This window comes from Sanguibacter gelidistatuariae, assembly GCF_900096585.1.
GTDB classification, from domain to species: Bacteria; Actinomycetota; Actinomycetes; order Actinomycetales; family Cellulomonadaceae; genus Sanguibacter; species Sanguibacter gelidistatuariae.
Genome location: NZ_FMYH01000002.1, coordinates 553,036 through 577,031, shown reverse-complemented (window position 1 = coordinate 577,031; position 23,996 = coordinate 553,036). Strand labels below are relative to the sequence as shown.

The window sequence follows — 23,996 nt, the reverse complement described above, 5'->3', positions numbered from 1 at the left end:
CGCTGGCTGGCTTCATGAGGCCGCACCAGTAGACGACCCGCGAGGATGAACGCGAGTCGCACTGAACGGGTACCTCGCCCCACGAAAAGCACGGATCCCTGGCCTACGCTCCGCCCCAGCGGGGTGTCACCAACGTCATGACCTCCAGCAGTTAGCATCTCCCATACGCCGTTCACAAGGCGACTTTCGAAGCAGGACTGAGAAGAGGCACGATGCCCGACCATGGACTCGGCGACGTCTGGACGCTGATCTTTCCCCGCTTCGACAAAATTCTGAGCGGCGACGTCGAGGCGGTGACGCCGTTGCTGGTTCTGATCATCTGGGCTGTTGCGCTCTACGCGAGTGGGTTCGCGTGGTGGCACGCAAAGGTCGCCAGGAACCTCGTCGCGGAGGCGAACCAGCTCTTTGCCGACCTCGAGCCAGGCAATCTTTGGGAGCATCGAAGCGAGATCAGTGCAAAATCCTTGACCTGTTCGGAACCCGTGAAGGACGCCTGGCGAGAGTTTGACGAGACGTTGGTCACCGAGGATCGGCGACTGTTCAATACCGTCAGCGCCGAGGAGTTCTTCAACGAGTACAACTTCGCGCCCCGCCTGATCGGCAACAGATTCCTCCACGCCGCGCCCACGGCGCTGACCACGATCGGCCTCCTCGGGACGTTTTTCGGGCTCACCGTCGGACTTCGCGGTCTCGACCTGGGGTCCAGCACGGACCAGCTCCGGTCGGGCATCCAGACGCTCGTCGATGGTGCCGCCCTCGGCTTCACAGCGTCTCTGTGGGGTGTTGCCATGAGCCTCGTGACGAACGTCCTCGAGCGCTGGCAGGAGGGCCGCGTCGTCAAGTCCGTTCGTCGCCTTCAGAGCCGGATCGACGGACTCTTCTCGATGCGCTCTCCCGAGCAGTCACTCTCGGACATCGCCTCGCACACCAGCGAGTCGCGAGAAGCCCTCCAGGTCCTGCACGAGAAGATCGGAAGTGCTCTGCAGGAGTCGGTCGCACAGGTCGGCGAGAACACGAGCCGCGCGGTTAGCGAAGCGATCCAGATGTCTCTCGCACCCGTCATGTCCGAACTTGTGACCAAGGCCGCGGACCAGTCGGCAGACGTCTTCAAGGAGATCTCCGGGCAGCTCACCGCATCGTTCAGCGAGATCGGGGTATCGCTCGCCGAGCAGTTGAAGGCCTCATCCGAGTCGATGCGAAGCACGCTCGACTATATGAGCGAACAGCTCTCCCGTCAGGCTGACCAACACCTCGCGCAGATGAACGTGATGGAGATCGCCGCTGCCAGACACCTGGATGACCTCCGCACCGCCACCACCGAACAGCTCAGCAGGCTCCACGAAGCGACGACGGCACAGCTGAGATCAGTGACGGACGCGACGGAACGGCAGATGGTCCTTCTCGACGAGTCACTCCCAAGAGTTGTCACGGGCCTTGACCGCGCGGCGTCGCTAGTCGGCGCCGCCGCCGACGGAATGGACGACGTTGTCGCCGGACTGACGGGCGTGACCACGGAGATTGGAGCAACGAGCACAGCGCTTGGCCGGATGCTCGCTGATGCGATCGGCACGATGGACGACCTCGCGGAGAAGACCGGAACGGCAGCTGGGGCGCTCATCACGCAGCAGAATTCAGTCAGTGAGCTCACGGACAAGGCGGTGGAGGCAGCCGAGCAACTCCGGGTGGCCTCCAGCGCCTTCAGTGGCGGCTTCGAAGGCATGCAGACCTCGCAAGAACGGTTCCTCGCCGACCTTGAGCACCGACTCGGCAAGCATTCCGAGGCGATGGCGGGATGGCTCGCCACCTACGCCGACGAGGTCAGCAAGCAGACGTCGAATCGGATGGATGAATGGAACGACCAGACGGAGCGGTTCACGTCCACCATGCTCAATGCGGCGCTGGCGTTGTCCGACGCCGTTGACGAACTGAGCGTCCAGGGGGCAGCTGACGTGACCGGCATTGTCGTATGAGCCGCCGCCTCCTCGCCCGCAGACGCCCTGAGGAAAGCAACGAGGAGACGGTATGGATCTCCTTCTCAGACTTCATGACTGCGCTTCTCACGGTCTTCATGCTGGCGGCCGTCGCACTTGTCTTCTCGTTGTCGCAGGAGCAGGACGCCCTCGCTCAGGCGAGGGCTGAAGCAGATCAGGCGAAGGTCGCAGCCGAGGAAGCTCAGGCGCGTGGCGACCGGTTCGACACCATGCTGAGCAGCCTCGGAACCGGTGAACAGGTCCGTGCCGACATGGTGACGGAGATCCGTGACACCCTCGCTGCTCGAGGGATTCACGTTGAGGTCGACCCTGCCACCTCCGTCCTGCGTGTCCCGGTCGACCTCCTAGGATTTGACAGCGGTTCGTCCGAGATTCAGCCGCAGCACGAGGCGAACGCCCTGATCATCGGCGAGGTCATCGCAGACGCTCTGCTCAAGGACGACCGGTTCACGTTGCTCGATACAGTGTTCGTCGAAGGTCACACCGACGACGTCCCGATGGAAGGGTTGTTCGGAGGGAACTGGGGGCTCTCCGCCAATCGCGCCATCTCCCTGTGGCGCCTGTGGCAGGACAAGTTGCCGGCCGACCTGGACTCCCTCGTCGGACACTCCGGCGAGCGGCTCTTCTCCGTCTCTGGCTACGCCGACACCAGGCCTGTGAATGCCGTCCAGGGCAGCGACAGCGACCGAGCGGCAAACCGCCGCATCGACATTCGGTTCACCGAGCATCGGCTCTCCGAAGAGGAGATCAGCGGGATTCGTGACGCCACGGGCACGGGCGAGTCTCCATGACCCGACTCATACTGGTCCCGGTTCCGCCTCTCCAACTCCCACCTTGGCCCGATCGAATCCGGCACACGTGGGACGCGCGAGCCAACCTCGCCGCTGAACTGAGCGCTCGGGCAGGCGTCGGGCGGAACTTCGGCCAGCTTGTGGCGGAGGCTCGTGAGCTTCTTCTCGCTGGAGACCACGTCGCGCTCGATCGCAGGCTGACCGAGCGCCGCTTTGGGCGAGCAGTCATTGCAGCCTGGCTCGACGACGCTTCACTCGCCCGCTCCACGGTGTCGCCGGAGGCGATTCGATCCCTGTCTGCTGGTGCGGCCCCGTCTCGGCTCACAACGATCGCGACCGCCACTCTCTTCTTCACTCACTTCGATCGCTTGGAGATGTGGCACCGCGGGCTCTTCGATGCCGTTCGTGATCTCGTTCGGCGTGCAGTCGCGGCACAGCCTTCCAGACACGCCAATGACATCATCGAGACGATCCGCGGCCACGACGCGCTCCTGCTGGAGCTGGGCGGTCCGATTCATCTCGCGCAGCGCCTCTTGGCCACAGGGGAGGACGTCACGTCGTGGTTCCGAGCCAACCACCTGACGGCTCATGCAGACTCGCGTCTTGGGCGTATCGCCCGAGACGCCTACTACCTGACGTTGATCGAGTCTTTGGACGCTGAGAACGGTGACCATGACTTCCTGGAAGTAGTGACCTCCGACGTCCTTGCCCGGCAGCGAACCGAGTCGACCGATGAAGATCGACTCTACTTCGGGCATCAGGTGCTCACTGCGCTGACGTCGAAGACCACTAGGCATCCGAGCCCGGGTTGGCTCAAAGCCGCTCTCGACATCGGCGGCGACCCCCGAACCCGGCAGACCCCGGAATGGAAGACCTGGTGGTCCCGAGTGCCTCCGGAGAACCTTGCGCTCGCGGTGAACTGGATGCGTGGCCTTGAGCTTCGCGCGTTCCTCGACGGCGTGGAGTCTTACGCCACCGACAAGGAAGACGAAGCGATGCTGCGCATGCTCGCGCGCCGGAAGAAACTGCTGTTGGGTCTGTACGAGCAGGACCGCATCAACGACGTTCGGCTGATCCTCGGCGATAGCATCCGGAAGGACATGCGACGCCGAACGAAATCCTCGCTACCTGACGCAGCGCTTCTTCAGGACGCCAGTAAGACTGACACAGCAGTTGTCTATGTCGACTGCGGCGACTTCTGGCTAGTCGAGGGGTCGCACAGCTTCAAGCTGCAGGTCTACACGGGTGGGGCCGTCGACAAGCTCGCGAACCGACATGTGACCACCTTCAGCGCTGTTGAGCTTCGTGAGTCGATTCCGCGAAATCACCAGAGTTACGGGACCAACAGCCAATTGATCGTCGCGCACCGAGGCTTCGAATGGCTGGTCAAGGTCCTTGACTTCCTGGTGTACCACGGGATCACCGTTGACGAGCGCGGTCTGATGACCGCCAACGACTATGCGGAGCTCCGACGGCGCCGAGCAAACGAGGGGCACTGGACATGGGCCTGATCGACCGTCTCCGCCGTCGTGCATCGGTGCCGGACGATGCCTTCTCCCCGATGCCGGGATTCCGGATCGTGTATGGCGAGGTGACTCGCTTCGTCGCTGACACTGAGACCCTCGGACTAGTGCGAGACGGTCATGCTCAGCGGACTGCCCAGGAACAGTTCTTCGTCCTCGACATGCTCGCCGAGGACGGCCGCGCCACCGCTTGCGAGGACGGCTTCGCAGTCCCGGCGGAGGAGGTTGCTCGCCTCGAGGATGATGACGCCGAACTCCTTGGCCTTCCTCCGCGCTTCTCAGGCGAACTCTCTACCGCCGTACACAAGTGGACGGCATCCCTCGACTTTCGCATCGACCTCAATCTGCGCGTCGGCGCCCACCCGGTCTCCCCCGACCGGCGCGGGCCCGTGATCCTCGTCGACGGCTCCTTGCTCCGAGTCAGTCTGCCGCTGCTCCGATCACTGCGGGCACTCGACGATCACGCGTCGCTCAGCCGAGAGGCACGGACAGAGGCCGAGAACGTCCGCCTCGTCGCTCGCCTCCAGGCCGCCCACCAGCTCGCGACGGACTCCGACGACGCCAGCGCGCGAGACGATCACTTCCAGCTCTCCCTTGGCGCGCTAGACAGATTCTCGACTGTCGTCCCAAGGGGCGTCGGCCTCACCGTGGAGCTTCAGGGAGACGGATCACTCACCGTCGAGCCTGACATCGGCCCTGGTGTCGATCGCGCACTGCTCGGCAAGCGGTGGCACCAGCTCGACCGCCGGCAGGGCTTCTCTGCACTCCAGCCAAGTATCGAGGGGCCAGCCGCTGAGCGCTCGACAGGTGCCGTGGTGCGCGCGGACGACGCTCTCGTTCTACTCGAGCCCGAGCAACTCGTGGGTATCCAAGAAGTGCGCGACCGACCACGAATCCCCGCTGACGAGGTCGCGCAGTTCCTCCTCGCCCCCGGCGCATACTACGACCCCGATCTCGTCGACGTGGACGTGCGGTTCAGTGTCCGCGTCGCTGGGCTCGGCGTCATCGCACCGCTTACATTCGCCGAAGCTGCTTCAAGCGGTCTCGACTGGTTCGCAACCCTCGGGCACGTATCTGAGCCGGAATCTCTCGCCGAGATTGCTCGGAACTCGAGCGAGCAGAAGACCATCGAGAGCAATGTCGCCCAGGCATGGGAGCACGGGGACACCGTCGTCACGGTGCGCGAACAAATTGTGGACATCACTGACCACAGTCGTGTTGAGGATGCGTTCATTGCATCACGGGCGAGGATCGCAGGACTTCTCGTCGAGAGCGCAATACCTGGCGATGACGCCGGAGCCCCAGGCCGACAGGTCACCGTCGGCATGCACATCCTCGAAGCTGTCGACGCCCCCGACGCCCTACGCGCCCGCGCCGCCAGCGCGGCGCCGGAGCAAGCGGTCGATTACGCCCGTCTCAGTCGCACACCTTTCCCTCACCAAGTTGTGGGGGCTGACTGGATGACGGGCCTGATGCAGTCGGCTCTGTCGAGCGCCGAGGATGACCCCACTCGGATCCAAGGGGCGCTGCTAGCCGATGACATGGGGCTTGGCAAGACCTATATGACCCTCGTTGCGCTTGCGGAGGCGCACCGTGCGCAGCTTGCCCACGGTCGTGTACCGCTGCCCATGCTGGCCGTCATGCCCGTCGCGCTGCTGGAGAATTGGCTCCAGGAGCTGGCTTCGACATTCGGGTCCGCTCATGGCCCGTTTGACGACGTCGTTGTCCTCCAGGGGCCGGGACTCGCCGACTACCGGCTGCGAGGCGCCACACGGGAGACGGCGGCGCGCGTGGACGACCTCGACGCCGCCGGGATGGTGCGTGCGGATCGGATCCACGCGACCCTCCGGATCGGAACGGGATGGGAGGAAGCTCGCCTGGACCGCCCTGGAGTCCTGGTACTGACGACGTATGAGACTCTGCGGCGCTACCAGGTGTCGCTTGGCCTAGTCGAGTGGGGTGTGGTCGTGTTCGACGAGGCACAGGCGACCAAGAACCCGGAGATCCTCGCGACCCGCGCGGCCAAGGGCCTCAAGGCGCGTTTCAAGCTCCTCGCTACCGGCACTCCGGTGGAGAACTCGCTGCGCGACTTCTGGTCCCTGATCGATACTGCGCAACCCGGTCTTCTTGGCCCGTGGGCGAACTTCCACGACGCGTGGATCGTGCCGATGGAGGAGGCAACGCCCGAGGAACACCAACGTCTGGGCCGCGCTCTGCGCGCAACGGTCGGCAGCTTCATGCTGCGACGGGTGAAAGAGGACCACCTTCCGGATCTACCGGCGAAGCACATCCACGAGTACCCACAGGTGATGCCCGCGATTCAGTTCCAGGCCTACGACGATGTGCTCACCGCACACCGCGGCCGCGCCGGCGCGAAGGGTGCCGCACTCAAGACGCTCCACGAGCTCGGGGCCGTCTCACTTCATCCCGGCCTGCTCGCAGGCCGTCTCCCGAGCGGTGCGGAGGGTCTCGACGAATCGGCTCGAACTCTCGTCACCGTCCGGGTCATTCTCGACGCAGTTCGCGTCAAGAACGAGAAGGTCATCGTCTTCGCCAAGTCCAAGGAAATTCAGCGTGCCCTCGCGCTCTGGCTCCTGGATCGCTACGACCTGCGGGTCGACGTGGTGAACGGCGACACCGCCGCCACGGGCGTAGGCGGTGAGACTCGCATGGGGAAGATCCGCACGTTTGAGGCTCGTGACGGGTTCAACGTCATCATCATGTCTCCCCTCGCCGCCGGAGTCGGACTTACGGTCGTGGGAGCCAATCATGCGGTGCACCTCGAACGGCACTGGAACCCCGCCAAGGAGGCGCAGGCCACGGACCGCATCTATCGAATCGGGCAGAAACGTGAGGTCCACGTGCACTACCCGATGGCGCTCCATCCCGACCTCGAGTCGTTCGACGTCAAGCTCGACAGGCTGCTGCGCACGAAGGTGGCCCTCAAGGACGCCGTCGTCGTGCCGCAGGAGGTGAAGAGAGACGAGCTCGAGCGGGCACTCGGGCTCACGTAGCCGAACCTGGCAGTTCCTAGCCCTACTATTCACAATGGCACGACGCACGATCAATATCAGTGCGAGCTCAGCAGTGGCGCCGCATCTGGTATTTCGTCTTCGGCAGGACCGTCCACATCGAGAACGTCCACACGCGGCATCTGAACCAGACGAAGTAGTGGACGGCGACGAGCAAGTTCCTCTCAGATGATGCTCACCTCCCCATCGCCACCCGCACCAAGTCCTCCAGCCGCCCGGACAGCCCCGTCTGTTCGACGAAGGCCGTGCGCTCGGCGACCGCCTCGCGAGGCGCGCTCATGACGATTCCATCCGCCCCGGCGCGCAGGTACTGGCGCATGGCGGCGGGGTCGTTGACCGTCCAGACGAACACATCGATACCCGCAGCGCGCGCCTCGGCCCGGACCCGAGCGGTGTAGGAGAACTCCTCGATCGCGACGAAGTCGACCGGTGGGTCGCCGAGCCCGCCGCGGCTGAACGGGACGACGTAGCCGACGCCGATCTCCGGGGCCGCCGCGCGCACCGCATCGGCCAGCTCGGGGTAGATCGACTGGACCAGGTACGTGCCGGCGACGCCCTTCGCGCGCAGCAGCGCGACGACGTCGTCGACGAAGGACGCGGTCTCCCGGCCGTGCGCCTTGAGCTCGACGAGCAGCGGCATGTCCAGCTCCTTGGCCCGCTCGACGAACTCGGCCAGCGACGGGATCGTGGCAGTGAAGCCGTTCTGGGTGATGGTCGTCGCGGTCAGCTCCGCGAGCGTCATGTCCGCCACAGCGCGGTCGGACCCGGCGAGCCGGCGCAGGGTGAGGTCGTGGAAGACGACAAGTCCGCCGTCGGCGCTCTGCAGCACGTCGAGCTCGACGTAGTCGGCGCCCAGCGCGGCGGCCGACTCAAGGGCGGCGATCGAGTTCTCCACGGCGGCCGACGCGTCGCCGCGGTGGGCGATCACGAGGGTCGGTGCCTCGTCGGAGAGGGTTGTCATGGCGTGAGTGTTCAGCACACTCACCGCCGCGAGGGCACCTACGACCACGATGCCGACGCCGAGCCGCACCGCGCGACGTGGCGCGCGAGCGGCGTCAGGCACTGCGACGTCGGGCACTGCGGCGTCAGGCACTGCGACGTCAGGCACAGTGACCGGAGCACCCTGCGGCGCGCGGGCGCGCGCGACCAGGACGACGATCTGGGTGCCGAGCGCGGCGACCGCACCGGCCACGAAGAAGGCGATGACCTGGACCACGGTGAGCGACAGACCAGCAACCACAGCCGCTGCGCCCGGGGCGACGGCGTCGGCCACGCGGGTGGGGAGCAAGCCGAGTGCCACGACCGCGGCCAGGACGAGTCCGGCGGCGCCGACCACCGCGGCGAACATCGCGAGCAGCCGGACGCTCAGGCGGCGGGTCATCCGCCAGCTGGCCGCCATCGACCCGGCGACGGAGGCGTCAGTGGTGAGGAAGACCGCGAGGGTGAGCGCGAGGCGCAGATAGAGATAGGTGACCGCGGCGAGGAAGGCGGCGTAGACGTAGAGGCCGCCGTCGAACTTCTTCAGCTCGGTGATGATGAAGTTGGGGATGGCGATCCCCTGGACGAGGAAGGCCGCGGCGCCGATCCCGCCCACCGGGACGAGAACGAAGAAGTAGCCGAGGAAGAGCGCGAGCTGCGGGCTGAGCAGCTTGCGCGCCGCGCGCGCGAGGTCGGCGGCGATCGCGCGCGCTGCGACGGGCTCACCGCGGGTCAGGCGGTCACCGATGAGCAGGAACGCACCCTGCTGGACCAGCACGACGACGCAGGCCACGAACGCCAGGACGACGAGTCCGCCAGCGGCCGCCGGGGTCGTGAGAACGTGACCGACGTTGAGGTGTGTCAGGGACGAGACCCCCGCCCAGCGCAGGGCCGTGTCGAAGAGCCAGACGATCAGCGGGATCGCGACAGCCCACGCCGCGCCCTGCAGGAGCAGCGTGGCCTTGACGTACAGCCCGAACGCCCCACGCACGGAGGACGCCGCGCGGGCAAGAGTCGCAAGCACCGCCAGCCGATCCACGCCCTGGTCAGCCGTTACAGTCACGCCCAGAGCGTACCGGCCCCCTTGAGCCGCCCGCCCCCTCCCCCACACCGCTGAGTGGGGATTTTACACGCAAAAAGCCCGAACAGATCATGTAAAACCCAGCACTCAGCGGGAGGTGACGGGGGGGAGGGGCGGGAGCCACAGCGGGTTACGGTTCGAAGAGGTAGCCCATGCCGGGTTGGGTGATGATGTGGCGCGGGGCGGACGGGTCGGCCTCGAGCTTGCGGCGCAGCTGGGCGGTGTAGACGCGCAGGTAATGGGTCTCGGCGGAATACGCCGGACCCCACACCTCGCGCAGCAGCTGGACCCGGCCGACCATCCGGCCGCGGTTGCGCACGAGCACCTCGAGCAGCGCCCACTCGGTCGGGCTGAGCCGGACGTCCACGCCCGCGCGCTGCACGCGCCGTCGGGCAAGGTCGATGGTCAGCTCACCGGCGACGACGACCGGCTCGGCGAGCTCGGCGCCCTCGACCGGAGCCGCCCGGCGCACGGCCGCGCGCAGCCGCGCGAGCAGCTCGTTCATCGCGAAAGGCTTGGTCACGTAGTCGTCAGCGCCCGCGTCGAGGGCGTCGACCTTGTCGTCGCCGAGCTGGCGCGCGGAGAGCACGACGATCGGGACCCGGCTCCAGCCGCGGATGCCCGCGATGACCTCGAGACCGCTCATGTCCGGCAGGCCGAGGTCGAGCACGACGACGTCCGGCTGGGTGCTGGCCGCGGCGTCGAGGGCGTGGGCGCCGTCGGAGGCGGTGGTCACCGACCAGCCGTGCGCGCGCAGGTTGATGGCGAGCGCACGGACCAGGCCCGCGTCGTCGTCGACCACGAGGACCTTGTTGCCGGCGCCAGCCTGGGACGCGCTGCCTGGCGGCGCGCTCATGCCTGTACCTCGGTGGCCATGGTGGGCACGGTAGGCGCCGCTGGCGCCGTCGGGACGGTCAGTACCATCGTCAGCCCTCCCCCAGGTGTGTCGTCGACGCCCAACGTAGCCCCCACGGCCCTCGCGAGGCCCTGCGCCACGGCGAGGCCGAGCCCCAGACCTTCCGGTGACGTGTCTCCGAGCCGCTGGAACGGCTCAAACATCCGCTCCTTGCGCGCCTGGTCCAGGCCCGGCCCACGATCGACCACCCGCAGCTCGACCTCGCCCGGACGGGCCGAGGCGGTGATCCGCACAGGCGTGCCCGACGGGGAGAACCGCACGGCGTTCGCGGTGACGTTCGCGACGACCCGCTCGAGCAGCCCAGGGTCGGTCAGCACGAGCGGCAGGTTGTCGGGCACGTCCATGGTGACCTGCCCGGGCGCGAAGGGCTCGAGGGCGAAGGGCACCACCTCGTCGACCGAGACCGCCCGGACCATCGGCCGCACGCTGCCCATCTGGATTCGGGAGAGGTCGAGCAGGTTGGCGATGAGCCGTTCGAGCCGGGTGGTGGACTCCGCGATCGTCTCGAGCAGGGCCGCCTCGTCGTCCTCGTCGACCTGGACATCCGGTGCGCTCAGGCCGTCGATCGCGGCGCGGATCGAGGCGAGCGGGGTCCGTAGGTCGTGCGAGACGGAGGCGAGCAGCGCGGTGCGGGTCGCGTCCGCCTGCTCGAGCACGGCCGCAGCGGCGCCCTGCTCCCGCAACCGCCGGTACTCCAGCACGAGGCCGGCCTGCGCGGCGAAGGCCTCGAGCACCTGCTGGTCGCTCGCCGGCAGCACGCGCTCGACGACGAGGCGCCGGTCCGGGGAGATCGCCACGACCGTCGTGGCCCCGGCGGGCGCCGGGCCGCCTGCGCCCGGTCCGGGCCGGCTCGCCTGAGCGAGCACGGTCCACGCCTCCCCCGGTCCGGCGCGCTCCTCGAGCCGGACCTCGGGCACAGAGAACGTCTCAGCGAGCCGGGAGACCACAGCCTCGGCGGTGTCCTCCCCCGACATGACCGACCGAGACAGAGCCGCCAGAGTAGTGGCTTCAGCCCTCGAACGAAATGCCTGCACGGTGCGCCGCGCGGCAAGGTCGACGACCGAGGCGACCGCGACGGCCACAACCACGAAGACGACCAGCGCGAGGAGGTTCTCCGGGTCGGCGACGGTGAGCATGCCGGTGGGGGCTGTGAAGAACCAGTTGACGCAGACGAAGGACAGGAGCGCGGCGACAAGGGCCGGCCACAGCCCGCCCACGATCGCCACGCCGACCATCCCGGCGAGGAAGAGCATGAGCTCGGTCGACAGCGAGAGGGTGTCCCCCTGGATCCAGAAGACCCAGGTGAGCAGCGCCGGTACGACGATCGCGAGCAGCCACCCGGCGAGCAGCCGCGGCCGGGACAAGGCCGACCAGCGGGCCCGCAGCAGCGACCCGGCACGCGCCCGCTCGTGGGTGACCAGGTGCACGTCGATCGTCCCGGCGAGCTGGGCCATCTGGGTGCTCGACGACCCGAGCAGCGCCTCGCGCAGCCGCGAGTTCCGGGAGACGCCGACGACGATCATCGTCGCGTTGACCCCCTGGGCGAAGTCGACGACCGCGCTGGGCACGTCCTCTCCGACCACGGAGTGGAAGCTGCCGCCGAGCGCCTCGACGAGCTCGCGGTCCGCGGCGATGGCCGAGGCGGGGGCACTGGGCAGCCCGTCGGTCGCGAGCACGTGCACAGCCAGCAGCTCCGACCCGGCCGCCCGCTGGGCGATCCTGGCTCCGCGGCGCAGGAGCGTCTCGCCCTCGGGCCCGCCCGTCACGGCCACCACGATGCGTTCGCGCGCGGGCCACGTCCCCTCGATCGCGTGGTCGCTGCGGTACTGGGTCAGGGCATCGTCGACGCTGTCGGCGAGCCACAGCAGCGCAAGCTCGCGCAGCGCGGTGAGGTTCCCGACCCGGAAGTAGGAGGACAACGAGGCGTCGATCTGCTCGGCTCGGTAGACGTTGCCGTGTGCGAGCCGCCGGCGCAGGGCGTCCGGGGACAGGTCGACGAGCTGGATCTGGTCGGCGCTGCGCACCACCCGGTCCGGCACGGTCTCGCGCTGGCGGACGCCGGTGATCGTCTCCACGTCCGCGCTGAGGGACTCCAGGTGCTGGATGTTCACCGTGGTCACGACGTCGATCCCGGCGGCCAGGAGGTCCTCGACGTCCTGCCAGCGCTTGGCGTGGTGCGAGCCTGGGGCGTTGGTGTGCGCGAGCTCGTCGACGAGGACCACCTCGGGGGCGCGAGCCAGGACGGCATCGACGTCCATCTCGCCGAGCTCGGTGCCCCGGTACATGACGATCGTGCGGGGCACGATCTCGAGGTCGACGATCTGGCTCTGGGTGCCCTCGCGAGAGTGCGTCTCCACGAGACCGATGACGACGTCGGTCCCGCGCTCCCGGCGTCGTCGCGCCTCCCCGAGCATCGAGAAGGTCTTGCCCACGCCAGGGGCGGCTCCCAGATATACCGTGAGCCGCCCGGGGCGTCGGTCCTCCGAGGAGGAGGATCGATCAGACATCTGCATCAATCATGAGGACATCTTCTCAAGAGCCAGGTTCAGCTCGAGCACGTTGACCCGCGGCTCGCCGAGCACGCCGAGGTCGCGACCCGCGGTGTGCTCGGCGACCAGAGCAGTCACCGCAGCCTGGTCGAGGCCGCGCGCCGTGGCCACCCGTTCGGCCTGCTGGGCGGCGTAGGCCGGGGAGATGTGCGGGTCCAGGCCGGAGGCGGAGGCGGTGAGGGCGTCGGGCGGCACGTCGCCCGCCACGGTGCCGTCGGCCGCGGAGACCTCGGCGCGCCGCTCCTCGATCGTGGCTACCAGGTCCAGGTTGAGCGGTCCGAGGTTGGAACCCGCGGATGCGAGGGTGTCATAGCCGTCGCCAGCCGCCGACGGGCGGGGGTGGAACCACTCGTCACCGGTGAACTGCTGGCCGATGAGCGCGGAGCCCACCACCGCGTTGTCCGTCCCAGCCCCGGTCGAGCGGGTGTCCGCGTGGCTGCCGTCGGCCAGCAGCAGCGAGCCGTTCGCCTGCCAGCGCAGGCCCACCTGCCCGACGGCGAAGACGGCGACCGGGTAGATCACCCCGAGCAGGACGGTCAGGACGAGCAGCACCCGAAAGCCGGCCAGCGTCTGCCGGGCGAGGGAGACCGACCCGCGGCGCAACCCGAGGGATCGCTGCCCCGCCGGGTGGACGGAGGAGTTGTTGTCGTGAGCCATGTCAGCCGATCCCGGGGAGAAGTGAGGTGAGCAGGTCGATGAGCTTGATCCCGATGAACGGAGCGATCAGGCCGCCGAGCCCGTAGATCAGCAGGTTGCGGCGCAGCAGCGCGGACGCGGCGACCGGTCGGTAGCGCACCCCGCGCAGCGAGAGTGGGATGAGCACCACGATGATCAAGGCGTTGAAGATCACGGCCGAGAGGATCGCCGACTCCGGGCTGGACAGGCCCATGATGTTGAGCACCTCCAGCTGGGGGAAGACCACCATGAACATCGCCGGCAGGATCGCGAAGTACTTTGCGATGTCGTTGGCGATCGAGAAGGTGGTCAGCGCACCGCGGGTGATGAGCAGCTGCTTGCCGATCCGGACGATCTCGATGAGTTTGGTCGGGTCGGAGTCGAGGTCGACCATGTTGCCGGCCTCCTTCGCCGCCGACGTCCCGGTGTTCATCGCGACGCCGACGTCGGCCTGGGCCAAGGCGGGGGCGTCGTTCGTGCCGTCCCCGGCCATCGCCACGAGCCGGCCGCCGGCCTGCTCGCGCCGGATGAGCACCAGCTTGTCCTCCGGCGTCGCCTCCGCGAGCACGTCGTCGACCCCGGCCTCGGCCGCGATCGCACGGGCCGTGATCGCGTTGTCGCCGGTGACCATGATCGTGCGGATGCCCATGGCGCGCAGCTCGTCGAAACGCTCGCGCAGCCCTTCCTTGACGACGTCCTTGAGGTGGATGACGCCAAGCACCCGGGCCGGGCCCGAGCCATACTGCTGGGCGACGACGAGCGGGGTGCCCCCGGTCATCGACACGCCGTCGACCAGGGTCTCGATCTGGTCGGGGGTCACGCCCCCGGTCGAGTGCACCCAGCGTGCGACCGTGCTCGCGGCGCCCTTGCGGATGCGCAGGCCGTCCGGGCCGGCCAGGTCGATCCCGGACATCCGGGTGTGCGCGGAGAAGGGCACAAGCTCGGCGCCGAGGATGTCGGCGAGCGGCTCGGCGCCGGGACCTGAGAACTTCTCGTCGATGAGCACCAGGACGCTGCGTCCCTCGGGGGTCTCGTCGGCGAGGGAGGCCAGGCGGGCGGCGCCCGCGAGCTCCTCGATGGTCGCCCCGGTGGCTACCAGCAGGTCGGTGGCCCGGCGATTGCCATAGGTGATCGTTCCGGTCTTATCCAGTAGAAGGACGTCGACGTCGCCGGCGGCCTCCACGGCCCGCCCGGACATGGCCAGGACGTTGCGCTGGACGAGTCGGTCCATGCCGGCGATCCCGATCGCGGAGAGCAGCGCCCCGATCGTGGTGGGGATGAGGCAGACGAGCAGCGCCACCAGGACGAGCAGCGACTGCGGTGAGCCGGAGTAGATCGCGAAGGGCTGCAGGGTGACCACTGCCAGCAGGAAGATGATCGTCAGCGACGTGAGCAGGATGTTCAGCGCGATCTCGTTGGGGGTGCGCTGCCGCTCGGATCCTTCGACGAGGGCGATCATCCGGTCGACGAAGGTCGACCCGGCCGGTGCGGTGATCCGGATCGCGATCGTGTCCGAGAGCACCACGGTGCCACCGGTCACCGCGGAGCGGTCACCGCCGGACTCGCGGATCACCGGGGCGGACTCCCCCGTGATCGCGGACTCGTCGACCGAGGCTGCGCCTTCCACGACGTCGCCGTCGCCGGGGATGGTCTCCCCGGCCGAGACGAGCACGACGTCGCCGACCGCGAGGCTGGCCGACGGCACGTCCTCGGTCGCCATCCGGGTGAACCCGGAGGTGAGCTTCGAGGTGCCCGACGCCGCGATCACCTTCCGCGCCGTCGTCTGCTTCTGCGTCGCGCGCAGGCTGGATGCCTGCGCCTTGCCGCGGCTCTCGGCGATGGACTCCGCGAGGGTCGCGAAGAGGACCGTCGCCCACAGCCAGATCGTGATGAGGATGGCGAACAACGACGGGTCGGTGATCGCCAGCCCGGTCGTCAGGACGGCGCCGACCTCGACGACGAACAGGACCGGTGAGGCCACCATCTCCTTCGGGTTGAGCTTGCGCAGCGCGTCGGGCATGGCGCCGCGGATCTGTGCCCAGCTCAGGGCGGAAGCGGTGCGGGCGGAGTGCGCGTGCGGGTTCGGCGATGCCTCGACGCTGGTCAGCGTAGGTGCGCTCATGTCAGGGACTCCACAATCGGACCGAGGGAGAGAACGGGGATGAAGGTGAGGCCGACGATGACCACGGTCACCGCGGCGACCAGACCGACGAACAGCGGCTGGTGCGTGGGAAGCGTGCCGGCGGTGGTCGGCGTCGTGCGCTGGCTGGCGAAGCGGCCCGCGAGGGCGAGCACCAGTGCGATCGGGATAAAGCGACCGGCGAGCATCGCCACGCCCAGCAGCGTGTTGTAGAAGGGGGTGGCCGCGGTCAGCCCAGCGAAGGCCGAGCCGTTGTTGTTGGCCGCCGAGGTGACGGCGTAGAGGACCTCGGAGAGGCCGTGCGGACCGAGCTCCTGTATCCCGGCCTGTCCGGCCGGTGTCGCGATGGCGACCGCCGTCCCGACGAGGACCAGCAGCGGCATGGTGAGGATGTACAGCGCGACCAGCGTGATCTCCTGCCGGCCGATCTTCTTGCCCAGGTACTCCGGGGTCCGTCCGACCATGAGGCCGCCGACGAAGACCGCGACGATCGCAAGCATGAGCAGCCCGTACAGACCCGTGCCGACGCCGCCGGGGGCGACCTCACCGAGCAGCATGCCGAAGATCGCAACCCCGCCTCCGGGGGCGGTCAGGGAGTCGTGCATGGCGTTGACCGCACCGGTCGAGGTGCCCGTGGTCGCGGCCGCGAACAGCGCCGACCCTGCGGTTCCGAACCGGAGCTCCTTGCCTTCCAGCGCACCGCCGGCGGCTCGTGCCACGGCGCCCGGCCCGGACATCTCGGCCCAGGTGAGCAGCGCGACAGAGGCGAGCCAGAGGCTGGACATGACCGAGAGGATCGCCCAGCCCTGTCGCTTGTCCCCGACCATGATGCCGAAGGTGCGCGGCAGCGTGAACGGGATGACGAGGATGAGGAAGATCTCGAAGAGGTTGCTGATCGGGGTGGGGTTCTCGAAGGGGTGCGCGGAGTTCGCGTTGAAGAAGCCGCCACCGTTCGTGCCGAGCTCCTTGATGACCTCCTGGGAGGCGACCGGTCCGCCGAGCACGCTCTGGGTCGCACCGGTCACGGTCTGGACCGCGGTGTGGCTGTCGAAGTTCTGGATCACGCCGGTGGCGAGCAGCACGATCGCGCCGAGGAAGGCCATCGGCAGCAGCACCCGGACGCAGGTGCGGGTGAGGTCGGACCAGAAGTTGCCGAGGCGCCCGTCTGTGCCCGAGCGCTGGAAGCCGCGGATCAGCGCGATCGCCACGGAGATGCCCACGGCCGCGGAGACGAAGTTCTGCACCGCGAGGCCGGCCATCTGGTAGAAGTGACCGGCGGCCGCTTCACCGGAGTACCACTGCCAGTTCGTGTTGGCCACGAAGGAGACTGCGGTGTTCCAGGCGCCTGCCGGGTCGAAGGCGCTCACGCCGAGGCTCATCGGCAGATGATTCTGGAGCCGGCCGAGGGCGTAGAGGAAGAGCAGCGAGGCCATCGAGAAGCCGAGCAGGGAGAAGAGGTAGGAGCTCCACTTCTGCTCGGCGTCGGCGTCGACCCGCATGAGACGGTAGCCGGCGCGCTCGACGCGCAGGTGCTTGGGGCTCGTGTAGACCCGGGCGAGGTAGGCACCCAGGGGCAGGTGCACCGCCGCGAGGGCGATGAGCAGGACAGAGATCTGGCCGATGGCCATCCATGGTGAGCTCACGGGTCACCGCCCCTTGCCAGCGCGGCCGGCGCCGCCGGCGCGGATCAGACCGGCGAAGAGATAGACGAGCAGCGCGGCTGCCACGACCAGGCCCACCCAGTCGGGGGCGCTCACGAGCGGTCCTTGGGTGAGTCGGAGTCGCCGGCATGCCGGGCGAGCACCGCGATCGCGGTGAAGAACGCGATGGTGAGGAGGATGAAGGCCACGTCGGCCATGGTTGTCATGCCTTCTGACGTCGGGCAGCACACCGGCCGTGGGTCCTGGTGGACCGCTCGGCCGTGCCGACGCACCTGAGGTGCGCACCTTCAGGTCTACGCGTCGCTGACCTCAGAAGACGCGGCGTTGACGAGACCTTGACGGGGGTGACCACGGCGTTGACGCATCCCTGACGAGACGACCTTCTCCCCCGACGCCACCGCCGCCCATCCACCCGCGCTCGAAGCGTACCGAGCGCCCAAGAAGCCAGCAAAAAGTCCGCTGAGTGCGGGGAAACGGCTGCCCATAACGGATATCGGGCAGCCATTTGCCCGCACTCAGCGGACCGGGTGGGGGTGGGTCAGCGCTGGACTCGGGCGCTGCCTCCGCCGGCGAGCTTGGCGACCTCGGCGAGGCTCGCGGTCGACGTATCGCCCGGGGTGGTCATCGCGATCGCGCCATGCGCGGCGCCGTACTCGACGGCCGAGGCGATGTCGCCGATCTCCATGAGGCCGTAGGCCAGGCCCGAGGCGAAGGAGTCACCGCCGCCGACCCGGTCGAGGATCTCCAGGTTCGCCCGGTGGGTCGCCTCAGCGAAGCCCTGCGTGCGGCTCCAGGCGATCGCGCCCCAGTCGTTATCAGAGGCCGAGTGCACCCCGCGCATGGTCGTGGCGATGACCTGGAAGTTCGGGTAGGCCGCCGCCGCGGTCTCGATCATCGCCCGGAAGGCACCGGTGTTGAGGTCGGTGAGGTTCTCGTCGACGCCCTCGATCGTGAAGCCGAGGCTCGCGGTGAAGTCCTCCTCGTTGCCGATCATCACGTCGACGTAGCGGGCGAGGCGCTGGTTGACCTCCTGCGCGCGGGCCGAGCCGCCGATCCCCTTCCACAGCGAGGGGCGGAAGTTGAGGTCGTAGGACACGACCGTGCCGTGCTTGCGGGCCGACGTCATGGCCGCCTCGGCGACGTCGGCCGCCGACTCCGAGAGCGCCGCGAAGATCCCGCCGGTGTGCAGCCAACGCACCCCGCGCCGGCCGAAGAGGTCGTCCCAGTCGACGTCGCCGGGCTGCATCTGGGCGATCGCGGTATTGCCGCGGTCGGAGACACCGACCGCCCCGCGCACCCCGAAGCCGCGCTCGGTGAAGTTGAGGCCGTTGCGCACGGTGCGCCCGATCCCGTCGTACTCGGCCCACTGGATGTAGCTCGTGTCCAGGCCACCGGTGAGGATGAAGTCTTCGACGAGCCGCCCGATCTCGTTGTCGGCGAGGGCCGTGACGATCGCGCCGCGCAGGCCGAAGCAGCGCCGCAGGCCGCGGGCGACGTTGTACTCCCCGCCGCCCTCCCATGCGTCGAAGGTGCGCGCGGTCTTGATCCGGCGCTCGCCCGGGTCGAGGCGGAGCATGACCTCGCCGAGGGAGACGACGTCGAAGTCGCAGTCGGCGGCCGGCTTGACCTCGATCGCGTGGGAGGTGGTCATATCAAGCTCCGATCGTTGCGGGGGCGGGGGCCGCGAGCGCGACCGCCTCGGCCGTGCGGCGGGTGATCTCGGCCCAGTCCTCGGCCTCGATGAGGGCGCGGTCGACCATCCAGGACCCTCCGGCGGCCAGCACGGCCGGGACGGCGAGGTAGTCGCCGACGCTCGCGGCGCTGATGCCGCCGGTCGGGACGAACCGCAGCCCCGGGAAGGGCGCCGAGAAGGCCTTGATCGCCGACGGTCCGCCGAGCGTCGCCGCGGGGAAGAACTTCACCACTGACAGTCCCAGGGACAGCGCAGTCATGATGTCCGACGGCGTGGCCACGCCCGGCAGGATCGGGATCCCGGCGGCCTGGGCGCGCTGGACGACCTCGACGCTGAGGCCCGGAGAGACAAGGAACTGCGCGCCGGCGGCAACAGCCGAGTCGACCTGGTCTGGCCGCACGACGGTGCCAGCTCCGACAATGAGCTCGGGAAGTTCCTTGAGCGCGGTGAGCGCGGCCTGCGCGCCCGCGGTGCGGTAGGTGACCTCGATGACTCGGAGCCCGCCGTCGAGCAGCGCCTTGCCGAGCGGGACGGCGTGGTCGGGGTTGTCGATGACGACGACGGGGACGATCCGGGCCTCGGCCAGGGCGTCGATGATCTGGTTCTCGGTTGACATGACCGCCTGCATCTCTGCTAGAGTTTCGTTATAGTGAACGCACGTTGCTGGTTACGAAATCACCATAGCAAAGGACTTCCGCGATGGACACCTCCGCAACCGACGGCGCCTCCCCCATGGGCAGCGTGGACAAAGCACTGCTCGCGCTCCAGGAGCTCAGCGCGGCCGGGGCTGGCGGCCTGGCGCTCGCCCAGCTCGCGGAATCCCTCGGGCTCAACAAGACCTCCCTGCACCGCACCCTCGCGGCCCTACGCTTCCGCGGATTCGTCGACCAGGACCCAGTGACCGGCAACTACGTGCTCGGCGCCGCCGCCGCCGCGCTCTCCTTGGCCTTCTTCTCCGACGAGAACCTCCCCCGCCTGCTGCAGAACGCGCTCGTCACGCTGTGCGCACAGGCCGATGAGCTGGTCCACCTCGGGGTGCTCTCGGGGGCCGAGATCCTCTACCTCGACAAGGTCGAGCCGGCCCGCCCGGTCCGGGTGTGGTCCGCGGTCGGTCGGCGCCAGCCGGCCGCGACCACAGCGCTGGGGCGCGCGATCCTCTCCCAGCGCCACATCGACCCGGCGACGCTCGCCTGGTACGCCGGCAGGCACCTGCCCACCGACCGGCTAGCCGAAATCCTGTCCGTGGCCCAGACGAACGGCTACGCGACCGAGACCGAGGAGAACGAGGCCGGCATCAGCTGCCTGGCCGTCCCGATGCTGCGCGACGGCGCCCCGGTCGCCGCGGTGAGCATCACCGCTCCCTCGGACCGCATGACCCCACCACGGCGCACCGAGCTCACGCGGATCATCGCGTCCGAGCTCCCCGCACTGCTGCCCCCCGGCGTCACCCTGCCCGCTGCGCTGGTCACGAGCTGGTGACGAGCCGGTGAGGGACACGCCGACGGCACGACGTCTCCAGGCCCCCGATGCCGGACATTGGCTCTAGGCTATGGACCAGCGCGCGGGCCATCGCCCACACACCCGGATCAGGCAGGGAGCAGGGCATCATGACGGTTCTCGTGGCTTACAACGAATCTCCCCAGGGCGAGGCCGCCTTCAGGGCCGCCGTCGAGGAGGCCCGACGCCGCGCCACGACCCTCACGGTGCTCGTCCTGACCCCGCAGCCCGAGACCTCCCCCGTCCCCGCGCACCTCACCGATCTCGTCGAGACCGCCGACGCGGGAGCGGTCGTGGAGATCGCGTTCCGCAGCGACAAGATCGACGTCGCGGACGCCATCCTCGACCATGCCGAGCGTTCCGAGGCCGAGGCCATCGTCATCGGCTCACGCAAGCGCTCCCCGGTCGGGAAGTTCCTGCTCGGCAGCACCACCCAGCGCGTCCTGCTCGACGCCGCTGTCCCGGTTCTCGTGATCAAGGCGGCCGTCTAGCCGGTCGCGAGCGTTCGCGGATCAGCTCGCAGAGGTGGCCTCGAGCGCCGCAGCCAGGCCCTCGGTGAGCGGCGTCGTCGGGCGTCCCAGCAGGTCGGTCAGGTCGTTCGTGACCTCCCCGAGCAGGCCCTCGCGGATGTTGGCGTCGAGCGCGACGAGGAACCCGGCTGTGCCCTCGTCGAGACCCGCGGCGGCCAGCGCCGCCGCGTGCTCGGCGGAGGTGAGCGACCTGTACGTGACCTCGCGGCCAAGGATCTCGGAGGCGGCGCGGGCGAGCTCCTCGTGGGTCCAGGCCAGGTCACCGGTGAGCTCGTAGACCTTGCCGGCCTGGTCGTCGCGGATCAGGACGACCGCGGCCGCTTCGGCGAAGTCCTTGCGGGTTGCGCTCGCCACCCGGCCCTCGCCCACGCTCGCGGAGATCACCCCGCTCTCGCGCGCCTGCTCGAGCGCGGGGGCGTAGTTCTCGGTGTACCAGTTGTTGCGCAGGATCGTCGTGGCGAGTCCGGAGGCTGTGAGCAGCTCCTCGGTCGCCTTGTGCTCGGGGGCCAGGATCAGCGTCGAGGTGTCGGCGTGGGGTGCGCTCGTGTAGACGATGCGCTCGACACCGGCGGCCTTGGCCGCGTCGATGACGTTGGCGTGCTGCGCGGCGCGCCGGCCCACCTCGGAGGAGGAGACGAGCAGAAGGGTCTTGACCCCCTCGAGGGCCGGCACGAGGGTCTCGGGGCGTGAGTAGTCCGCCTCACGGACGGCCACGCCGAGCGCGGCGAGGTCGCTGGCTCGCGCGGGAGTACGCACCGCAGCGACGATCTGCTCGGGTGCGACCCCACGGGCGAGCAGCGCGTCGACGACCAAGCGGCCGAGGTGGCCGGTGGCTCCGGTGACAGCAATCATGGTGAGACTCCTTGAGAGGTTGGCCTTGCAGAAGGGCGAAGTACGGAACCCCTCCAGCATCACACTAACTTTTAGTTAGTGCAACCATTTGGCAGGCACTACCCTTGGGCGAGCACTGCCGCTATGATGAGGTGTGCCCACGACGACAGCCCCGCCCACCGAGCTCGACGCCTTCGACACCCTTGTCCCGGACGTCTTCCAGCGCGGCTGCGATTCACGCCGGACCCTTGAGACGGTCGCCGGGAAGTGGGGGGTGCTGTCCCTGGCCGCGCTGCGCGAGGGATCGATCCGCTTCAATGCCCTGCGACGGCGCGTCGACGGGGTGAGCGAGAAGATGCTCGCCCAGACCCTGCAGGCACTCGAGCGCGACGGGCTCGTGCTGCGCACGGTCCGCGAGACCATCCCCCCGAACGTGGAGTACTCCCTCACCCCGCTCGGGACCCGGGTCGCCGACCGGCTGCTCGCCCTCATCACCGTCGTCGAGGAGTCGGTTCCCGAGGTGGTCGAGGCCCGTGCGGCCTACGACACCCGCGGCCTGTCCGCCTCCTGAGTCAGTGCGCCGGCACCGGGCCTGCGGCACGATCCCGGTGGCGGCCCTCCCGGGCCCGTGGTCCGATGGCCTGATGAGCCAGCAGCCCCCTCCCACCGCCCTGTCCGACCCCGCGATCGAAGACATCGAGCTCCTCGTCGTCGGCGGCGGGAAGGCCGGCAAGACGCTCGCGATGGAGTGGGCCAACGCCGGTCGCCGGGTCGCGATGATCGAGCGCGGGTGGATCGGTGGCACGTGCATCAACGTCGCGTGCATCCCGACCAAGACGCTCGTCACGAGCGCCCGCGCGCTGCGGATGGCGCGCCGCGCGCGTGAGCTGGGCTTCGTCGTCGGGCAGCTGCCCGGGGACCCGTTGGCCGGGGACGTCGCCGTGGACATCGACCTGCTGCGGGCGCACAAGGAGGGCGTGGTCGGCGAGATGGTCGCCTCCCAGCGGTCGCTCTTCCTGGCCAGCGGCATGGATCTGGTGATCGGGGAGGCCGTCTTCGTGGCCCCGCGCACGGTCCGAGTCACCGCCGACGACGGGTCCCGGCGCACGCTGCGCGGGGAGCAGGTGGTCATCAACACCGGCGCCCGCCCCCTCGTCCCCGACCTCGACGGCCTCACCGACGTCCCGTACCTGACCAGCGAGACCCTGCTCGAGCTGCGCACGATCCCGCGCAGCCTCGTGGTGCTCGGCGGCGGGGTCGTCAGCACCGAGCTCGCGCAGATGTTCGCCGTCTTCGGCTCGAGCGTCACCGTCATCGAGCGCGGCCCGCACCTGCTCAGCAGGCTCGACCCGGCCGTCTCCGACGCCGTGGCTGACGCGCTGCGCGCCGACGGTGTGGACGTGCGCCTGTCCGCCCCCGCGCACTCGGTCGCCCGAGCGCACTGGCCCGGCGGTGAGGGCGTCGTCGTCCATCTGGCCGATGGGTCCCAGATCACGGCTGACGCGCTGCTTGTGGCGACCGGGCGGACACCCGCGACGGCGACCCTCGACTTGCCGTCTGCCGGGGTGGACGTCACCGACCGTGGCTTCGTCGCGACCGACGAGTTCTTGCGCACGACCGCGCCCGGGACGTGGGCGGCCGGCGATGTGGCCGGGACGCCGCAGTTCACGCATGCGTCCTACGACGACTACCGGGTGCTTCGCGCGAATCTCGCGGGCGGCTCGGTGTCCACGGCCGGGCGGGTGATCCCGTCAGCGGTGTTCATCGATCCCGAGCTGGCCATGATCGGCCTGAGCCAGGTGCAGGCCGAGGCTGCCGGCTACACCGTCAAGGTCGCACGGATGCCGGTCGCGAAGATCCCCCGGGCGCACACCCTGCGCGCGACCGCCGGGTTGTGGAGCGCCGTCGTCGACGCTGACACGAACCTGCTGCTCGGGGTGACGCTCATGGGCGCCGAGGCCTCGGAGTCGCTCACGAGCGCCCAGATGGTCATGTCCGCCGGGCTGCCCTATACGGCGCTGCGGGACGCGATCATCATCCACCCGACCATGACCGAGGGCTTCACCCTGCTCTTCGCGGGGATCGACTGACGCCGATCCGCCGGTCGT

The 23,996-nt window shown here is 68.8% G+C and carries 18 protein-coding genes; 8 read left to right on the top strand and 10 right to left on the bottom strand.

Annotated elements, in window-relative coordinates:
• The first annotated feature begins 212 nt into the window (after positions 1 to 212).
• Genes zorA through BLQ50_RS07365 form a run of 4 tightly spaced genes read left to right on the top strand, consistent with a single transcriptional unit; the run spans position 213 to position 7,319 of the window.
• Positions 213 to 1,970: an anti-phage ZorAB system protein ZorA gene (gene zorA / locus BLQ50_RS07380; RefSeq protein ID WP_093182425.1), complete on the top strand. Its 1,758-nt coding sequence runs from the start codon at positions 213 to 215 to the stop codon at positions 1,968 to 1,970.
• Positions 1,967 to 2,782: an OmpA/MotB family protein gene (locus tag BLQ50_RS07375; protein WP_093182424.1), complete on the top strand. Its 816-nt coding sequence runs from the start codon at positions 1,967 to 1,969 to the stop codon at positions 2,780 to 2,782. The genes zorA and BLQ50_RS07375 overlap by 4 nt, the downstream gene beginning before the upstream one ends.
• Positions 2,779 to 4,293, top strand: a complete 1,515-nt coding sequence (locus tag BLQ50_RS07370) for an EH signature domain-containing protein (protein ID WP_093182422.1) — start codon at positions 2,779 to 2,781, stop codon at positions 4,291 to 4,293. The genes BLQ50_RS07375 and BLQ50_RS07370 overlap by 4 nt, the downstream gene beginning before the upstream one ends.
• Positions 4,284 to 7,319: a DEAD/DEAH box helicase gene (locus BLQ50_RS07365; RefSeq protein WP_093182421.1), complete on the top strand. Its 3,036-nt coding sequence runs from the start codon at positions 4,284 to 4,286 to the stop codon at positions 7,317 to 7,319. Before BLQ50_RS07370 ends, BLQ50_RS07365 begins: the two co-directional genes overlap by 10 nt.
• A gap of 193 nt (positions 7,320 to 7,512) precedes the next feature.
• On the opposite strand, the gene BLQ50_RS07360 is transcribed toward BLQ50_RS07365, so the two are convergent.
• From BLQ50_RS07360 to eda, 9 genes are all read right to left on the bottom strand, one after another.
• A complete protein-coding gene (locus BLQ50_RS07360; protein WP_175559063.1) occupies positions 7,513 to 9,378 on the bottom strand; it encodes a glycerophosphodiester phosphodiesterase in 1,866 nt (621 codons plus the stop codon).
• Positions 9,379 to 9,526: 148 nt separating this feature from the next.
• On the bottom strand, positions 9,527 to 10,252 hold the full coding sequence (locus BLQ50_RS07355; protein WP_093182418.1) for a response regulator: 726 nt from the start codon (positions 10,250 to 10,252) through the stop codon (positions 9,527 to 9,529).
• Complete coding sequence (locus BLQ50_RS07350) at positions 10,249 to 12,819, bottom strand: DUF4118 domain-containing protein (protein WP_093182654.1); 2,571 nt, start codon at positions 12,817 to 12,819, stop codon at positions 10,249 to 10,251. The genes BLQ50_RS07355 and BLQ50_RS07350 overlap by 4 nt, the downstream gene beginning before the upstream one ends.
• Positions 12,820 to 12,828: 9 nt before the next feature.
• A complete protein-coding gene (gene kdpC, locus BLQ50_RS07345) occupies positions 12,829 to 13,518 on the bottom strand; it encodes a potassium-transporting ATPase subunit KdpC (RefSeq protein WP_093182417.1) in 690 nt (229 codons plus the stop codon).
• A 1-nt stretch (position 13,519) separates the two neighbouring features.
• Positions 13,520 to 15,658 (bottom strand): potassium-transporting ATPase subunit KdpB, encoded by a 2,139-nt coding sequence (kdpB, locus tag BLQ50_RS07340; protein ID WP_093182416.1) that lies wholly within the window; start codon positions 15,656 to 15,658, stop codon positions 13,520 to 13,522.
• Complete coding sequence (kdpA, locus tag BLQ50_RS07335; protein WP_093182414.1) at positions 15,655 to 17,304, bottom strand: potassium-transporting ATPase subunit KdpA; 1,650 nt, start codon at positions 17,302 to 17,304, stop codon at positions 15,655 to 15,657. Before kdpA ends, kdpB begins: the two co-directional genes overlap by 4 nt.
• 18 nt (positions 17,305 to 17,322) lie before the next feature.
• Positions 17,323 to 17,433, bottom strand: a complete 111-nt coding sequence (locus BLQ50_RS18305) for a potassium-transporting ATPase subunit F (RefSeq protein WP_139185767.1) — start codon at positions 17,431 to 17,433, stop codon at positions 17,323 to 17,325.
• A 442-nt stretch (positions 17,434 to 17,875) separates the two neighbouring features.
• The gene (locus tag BLQ50_RS07330) at positions 17,876 to 18,988 is read right to left on the bottom strand and encodes a sugar kinase (protein WP_093182413.1); all 1,113 of its coding nucleotides are present in this window, start codon (positions 18,986 to 18,988) and stop codon (positions 17,876 to 17,878) included.
• Position 18,989: 1 nt separating this feature from the next.
• The gene (gene eda / locus BLQ50_RS07325) at positions 18,990 to 19,646 is read right to left on the bottom strand and encodes a bifunctional 4-hydroxy-2-oxoglutarate aldolase/2-dehydro-3-deoxy-phosphogluconate aldolase (RefSeq protein ID WP_093182652.1); all 657 of its coding nucleotides are present in this window, start codon (positions 19,644 to 19,646) and stop codon (positions 18,990 to 18,992) included.
• An 83-nt stretch (positions 19,647 to 19,729) separates the two neighbouring features.
• Here eda and BLQ50_RS07320 point away from each other — a divergent pair, with 83 nt between their 5' ends.
• Both BLQ50_RS07320 and BLQ50_RS07315 read left to right on the top strand, forming a co-directional pair.
• Positions 19,730 to 20,509 (top strand): IclR family transcriptional regulator, encoded by a 780-nt coding sequence (locus BLQ50_RS07320; protein ID WP_093182412.1) that lies wholly within the window; start codon positions 19,730 to 19,732, stop codon positions 20,507 to 20,509.
• Positions 20,510 to 20,637: 128 nt separating this feature from the next.
• Complete coding sequence (locus BLQ50_RS07315; protein WP_093182410.1) at positions 20,638 to 21,018, top strand: universal stress protein; 381 nt, start codon at positions 20,638 to 20,640, stop codon at positions 21,016 to 21,018.
• 21 nt (positions 21,019 to 21,039) lie between these two features.
• Here the strand turns inward: BLQ50_RS07315 and BLQ50_RS07310 are convergent, their stop codons facing one another.
• On the bottom strand, positions 21,040 to 21,909 hold the full coding sequence (locus BLQ50_RS07310; protein ID WP_093182408.1) for an SDR family oxidoreductase: 870 nt from the start codon (positions 21,907 to 21,909) through the stop codon (positions 21,040 to 21,042).
• 133 nt (positions 21,910 to 22,042) lie between these two features.
• On the opposite strand from BLQ50_RS07310, the gene BLQ50_RS07305 reads away from it, so the two are divergent.
• On the top strand, positions 22,043 to 22,459 hold the full coding sequence (locus tag BLQ50_RS07305) for a winged helix-turn-helix transcriptional regulator (protein WP_093182407.1): 417 nt from the start codon (positions 22,043 to 22,045) through the stop codon (positions 22,457 to 22,459).
• Positions 22,460 to 22,532: 73 nt separating this feature from the next.
• Complete coding sequence (locus BLQ50_RS07300; RefSeq protein ID WP_093182651.1) at positions 22,533 to 23,978, top strand: dihydrolipoyl dehydrogenase family protein; 1,446 nt, start codon at positions 22,533 to 22,535, stop codon at positions 23,976 to 23,978.
• The last annotated feature ends 18 nt before the right edge of the window (positions 23,979 to 23,996 follow it).